The organism is Paenibacillus agaridevorans (genome assembly GCF_003112455.1).
GTDB classification, from domain to species: Bacteria; Bacillota; Bacilli; order Paenibacillales; family Paenibacillaceae; genus Pristimantibacillus; species Pristimantibacillus agaridevorans.
This window is the reverse complement of the sequence record NZ_BDQX01000430.1, coordinates 92904-97740: the sequence shown is the minus strand read 5'-3', so window position 1 is coordinate 97740 and position 4837 is coordinate 92904. Positions and strand designations below refer to the sequence as shown.

Genomic DNA, 4837 nt, shown 5'->3' with positions numbered 1-4837 from the left:
GCGGTCGCCGCCGCCCGGCAGCAATTTAATATCGTCGGCGTGGGACAAGACGATATGGACAAGTCGGCGCGGATGTATGTAGCGCTTCGCCATACGCTGGAGCGTTTCCGGCTCGACGGCTTGACGCTGCTCGGCCAGCATTACGTGGAGCAGAAGACGGGAACGACCTCTTATTTGGCCCATACCTTGCTTCACGAGGAAGCGCAGTACGTGACGAACACGGAAGGCGACGTGCACGGGCTGATCATCATGAAGCTGATGCATCTGCTGACGGGCAAAGTGCCCGCTTACGCGGAATGGGGCGAATTCGACGAGGAGCTGAACGCGCTGCTTATGGTCCATCATGGTTTCGCCGATCCCTCTTACGCCGCCGACCGCGGCAGCGTGCAGGTAAACCGGTCGCCGGAGCAATGGGGGCTGGAAGGAGCGGGATTTGGCTTCGAATATACGCTGAAGCCGGGCGTCGTGACGGTCAGCCATCTGATCAACGATGCGGAAGGCTACAAGATGCTGATTGTGAGGGGAGAGGCGCTGCACATTCCCGAGAATATCCCGTGCGAGGAAATTACGGCCGTCGTCAAGTTCGAACAGCCCATCAAACTTTTGTTGCGGCGGCTCATCAAGGAAGGTTTCGCGCATCACTGCATTATCGGATACGGCGACCTGACCGCCGAGTTGGCGCATGTAGCCGACTTTATGGGCATTCGCAAAATGGTGTACGAAGGGAGCGGGGAAGCATGAGCAACGAAGCACGGACAGGCGGCAGCGCATCCATCCCGGCGTCGGAGTTCCGCGAACGGGCGGAACGGCTGCAGGCGTTGATGCAAGCGCGGGGGATGCAAGCATGTCTTGTCTACGGAGACGAATACCGCAAGGAAAACCTGCGTTATATAAGCAACTATTGGCCGCTGTTCGAACGCGGGGCGACGGTGGTGCCGTCGACGGGCGAACCGATTATTATCGCGGCTCCGGAAGGGGAGCAGCTGTGCAGGGAAATGGCGGCCTGGAGCGATATCAGGCTGCTGCAGGAGTTTACATGCGTCACGGTGCCCGACACGATCGAATATCCAAGGGCCGATTATGCCAGTCTTGGCGCCATATTCGCGGAGCTTCGCGCGGCGGGGCCGCTTGCGCGCATCGGCATTGCCGGGCTGCAGGACATCCCGGAGCCGCTTATGGCGATCATTCGGGCGGCCGCGGGAGACGCGGAGCTGGCGGATGCCGGCGGACTGCTGTATGAGCTGCGGATGACCAAATCCGCGCACGAGATCGCTTGCCTGCAGGAAGCGGCGCGCATCGCGGATGCGGGCTACCGGCGGATGATCCGGGAGGTGAGGCCCGGCATGACGGAGCTGGAGCTGGCCGCGCTGGCCTATGGGGAATGCACGAAGGAAGGCGCGGAGTTTATGCCGTTTATCGTGCTTGCAACCGGGGCGCGCGTGGATACCATCATCGGCCGTCCGATCCGCAAGGTCATTGCGGACGGAGACATGGTGATGGCGGCAATCGCCGTGCAGTACGAAGGTTATGTCGCCACCGTCGGGTTCCCGTTTGTGGCCGGGACGATGTCGGAAGGCCAGCGGCGGTTTATCGACATCCTGGTTGAGACGGAAGAAGGGGCGTTGAATCAGTTAAAGCCGGGCGTTCCAATGGGACAACTGGTTCGTGCGGTGAAGGAACGGTTTGCCCGGCATGGCGTAACCGAATACGACCTGTATCCCCCGATGCATGGCTGCGGGCTGGCGGAAGCGGAGTCGCCGTATCCCGACGAGCACAGCGAAGCGCGGTTTGCCGCGGGCATGACGGTCAATACGGATGTCAGCTTGTTCGGGCACCCGCATGGCTCGAATCGGATCGAAGAGAGCTTGCTCGTTACGGATGAGGGTTATCGGTCGATGTCCGGGCTGGTGCGGCAGCTGAGCAAAACCTGGCGTGAAGAAGGCGTCATTGAAGCGAGATAGAAAGGAGATCACAACATGGAGAAGCAAGGGAAGCGCAACTGGTATGTAATCGACGGCTATCTCCCCTATAAAGGCAAAGTGATGGACGAACCTTTCGAAGGCCATGAAGCCATTATGATTCTGAATTGTCACGACGAAGACGCCGATATCGCCATGGATATTTATTACGAGGATCGCGAGCCCGATCTGAACATCCCGCTCACTGTAGCGGCGCGGCGGGTCAAGTGCTTCCGCATGGACCGTCCGGAGGATATCGGAGGCATCGCGCTGGAGCGGCAGTGCCAATATTCCTTGCGTTTCCGCAGCAATATCGAAGTCGTGCTGCAATACGGCCGCATGGATATTGCCCAGCCAAATCTGGCGTATATCGGACTGATGGGTTACGGCGAATGAACAAAAAAGCCAAAACCAAACGGGAATTGCCCCTGCATTTTATGCTGCTGCCGGGCGCGCTGCTGCTGATCGTATACAGTTATATCCCGATGACGGGCGTCGTCATCGCATTCCAGAAATTCGTGCCGATTAACGGATTGTTCGGCTCAAAGTGGATCGGCCTGGACAATTTCCGCTACGTGCTGCAGATGCCGGACATCTGGCAAGTGCTGTGGAACACCATTTTTATTGCCAGCATGAAAATAATCGTGGGCCAAATCGTGCCCATTGCCATTGCTTTGTTGTTAAACGAAATGAGGAACGCCCTGATCAAGCGCGGGGTACAAACGTTGATTTATTTGCCCCACTTTCTGTCTTGGGTCATTTTGGGGGCCATTCTCGTCGATATTTTGTCGCCTTCCCAAGGAATCGTCAATCAGGTGCTGGGAGCTATCGGGCTGGAACCGGTCTATTTTCTGGGCAGCAACAGCTGGTTTCCGGGCGTGCTGATTGCTTCCGAGGTGTGGAAGGAATTTGGTTTCAGCACCATCGTCTACCTGGCGGCCATCACCGGCATCAATCCGGCTTTGTACGAAGCGGCGATCGTCGACGGGGCCAGCCATACGCGGCAAGTGTGGCATATTACGCTGCCGGGGATGGTCCCCATCATCATCCTGCTGGCGACATTAAGTCTCGGCAATGTGCTTAACGCGGGTTTCGATCAGGTGTTTAACCTGTACAGCCCAAGCGTCTACCAAAGCGGCGATATTCTCGATACGTTGATTTATCGTATCGGCCTGGTGGATGCCCAGTTCGGCGTGGCGACCGCAATCGGTTTTTTCAAATCCTGCGTATCGCTTGTGCTGATTTCGATTTCGTATTATTTGGCTTACCGGCTAGCTAATTACCGCATTTTCTGAGGAAGGGGAAAAGGTTATGCATGTTCAATCTCTAGGCAGAAAAATATTCGTTTTTAGCAACTATACGTTTCTTATTCTACTGTCGCTGTTATGCCTGTTTCCCCTGATTCAGGTATTGGCCATTTCGTTCAGTTCCAGCCCGGCGGCATCCGCCGGACTGGTCAAATTCTGGCCGGTGGACTTCACGATGGCCTCCTACAAGTACATTCTTGGGAAACGGGAGTTCATCCAATCCTTCGGCATTACCATGCAGCGCATTGCCATCGGCTATACGATCAACATGTTGATCTCGTTATTATGCGCTTACCCGCTGGCCAAGGAACGTCAAGATTTTCGCCTGCGCACGGTATACGCCTGGTTTTTTATTTTCACCATCCTGTTCAGCGGCGGCCTCATTCCGGTTTATCTGATCGTCACGAATACCGGACTGCTGGATTCGATCTGGGCGCTCGTGCTGCCGGGAGCCGTGCCGGTATTCAATGTCATCCTGCTTCTTAATTTTTTCCGCGGTTTGCCGAGGGAGATCGAGGAATCGGCGTTTATGGACGGGGCGGGTCACTGGACGGTGCTGTGGCGGATGTTTGTCCCCATGTCGATGCCGGTACTCGCGACCATCACCTTGTTTACGCTGGTGGGGCACTGGAACTCTTGGTTTGACGGGTTGATCTATATGAATTTCCCGGATCGTTATCCGTTGTCCACCTATTTGCAATTAATGGTCATCAACAGCAATCCCATGAAGATGGACCCCACCAATTTAAGCGGCATTATCCAAATATCCGAACGCACGACCCGTGCGGCCCAGATCTTTTTGGGTGCGCTGCCGATCTTGCTCGTGTACCCGTTTCTGCAACGTTTTTTCGTAAAGGGAATTGTACTCGGCAGCGTCAAAGGATAAGGATTTGCCAGTGACGGAGGAGAGCTATGAAAACGCAGCCTTACGAGAGATGGATCTGGATCGAGCTGATCGGATTCGACCATCAGGCGCCCGACTTCGGGGTGGCCGATTATTTGGAAAACGCGGGTTTTGTGCCCGAAGCCGTATCGCTATTGCTGTTTACCCCCGATTTCCTACACGGTCATGGGGGCATGGAGCGGGAGTGGGAGCTGCCGATCGAGGCATGCTCCTATGCCGCCAGACCTTACGGCAAGGAGCGCAATCGCCAGCCGTGGAGCAATTGGCAGCTGCGCGGCTTGGTTGAGCAGTTGCGGAGCCATGGCATTGCCGTCTATTGCAGCTTCTTTAACCTGTTCCTGTACCGGGACAATGGCAAGCAGGCGGCGAGCCGATGGTGCTCGGCCCACCCGGAGCTGTATGAAATGCGCGGCTCGGGCGAGCCGTTCCCGGTCATTAATCCGCTCAAACGGCTTGAGGACGGAACGTTATACGAAGATTTGTTTGTCGCCGATCTGGCGCGCGTCATGGCCGATTACGGCTTTGACGGCTTGCACGGGGGGGATGGCTATACGAGTCCGCGACTCAGTCTCGCGGACGCCGATTATAGCGATGATATGGTGGGGCAATTCCTCGCCGAAAGCGGCGTGGCGCTCCAGCCTGGGCTCGAGCCGAACTGCGATGGCGAT

Annotated in this window: 6 protein-coding genes; all 6 read left to right on the top strand. The window is 56.5% G+C overall.

The window, feature by feature from the left end; all coding sequences use genetic code 11:
- Positions 1-741 (top strand): hypothetical protein (locus PAT3040_RS32635; protein ID WP_181376982.1); only part of this gene is annotated, 741 nt, incomplete at its 5' end.
- Positions 738-1961: a M24 family metallopeptidase gene (locus tag PAT3040_RS32630; protein ID WP_108995947.1), complete on the top strand. Its 1224-nt coding sequence runs from the start codon at positions 738-740 to the stop codon at positions 1959-1961. The genes PAT3040_RS32635 and PAT3040_RS32630, both read left to right, overlap by 4 nt.
- 15 nt (positions 1962-1976) lie before the next feature.
- Positions 1977-2354: a sensory rhodopsin transducer gene (locus PAT3040_RS32625; protein WP_087566260.1), complete on the top strand. Its 378-nt coding sequence runs from the start codon at positions 1977-1979 to the stop codon at positions 2352-2354.
- Positions 2351-3253 (top strand): ABC transporter permease, encoded by a 903-nt coding sequence (locus PAT3040_RS32620; protein WP_087566261.1) that lies wholly within the window; start codon positions 2351-2353, stop codon positions 3251-3253. The genes PAT3040_RS32625 and PAT3040_RS32620 overlap by 4 nt, the downstream gene beginning before the upstream one ends.
- Positions 3254-3269: 16 nt before the next feature.
- On the top strand, positions 3270-4151 hold the full coding sequence (locus tag PAT3040_RS32615) for a carbohydrate ABC transporter permease (RefSeq protein ID WP_108995946.1): 882 nt from the start codon (positions 3270-3272) through the stop codon (positions 4149-4151).
- Positions 4152-4177: 26 nt separating this feature from the next.
- Positions 4178-4837: hypothetical protein (locus PAT3040_RS37765; protein WP_181376981.1), on the top strand; the 660-nt coding region annotated here is incomplete at its 3' end.

What these genes read in the sequence shown, in the direction of transcription:
- PAT3040_RS32630 (WP_108995947.1), top strand. Translation starts at nt 738, where the DNA reads ATGAGCAACGAAGCACGGACAGGCGGCAGCGCATCCATCCCGGCGTCG.
- PAT3040_RS32625 (WP_087566260.1), top strand. Translation starts at nt 1,977, where the DNA reads ATGGAGAAGCAAGGGAAGCGCAACTGGTATGTAATCGACGGCTATCTC.
- PAT3040_RS32620 (WP_087566261.1), top strand. Translation starts at nt 2,351, where the DNA reads ATGAACAAAAAAGCCAAAACCAAACGGGAATTGCCCCTGCATTTTATG.
- PAT3040_RS32615 (WP_108995946.1), top strand. Translation starts at nt 3,270, where the DNA reads ATGCATGTTCAATCTCTAGGCAGAAAAATATTCGTTTTTAGCAACTAT.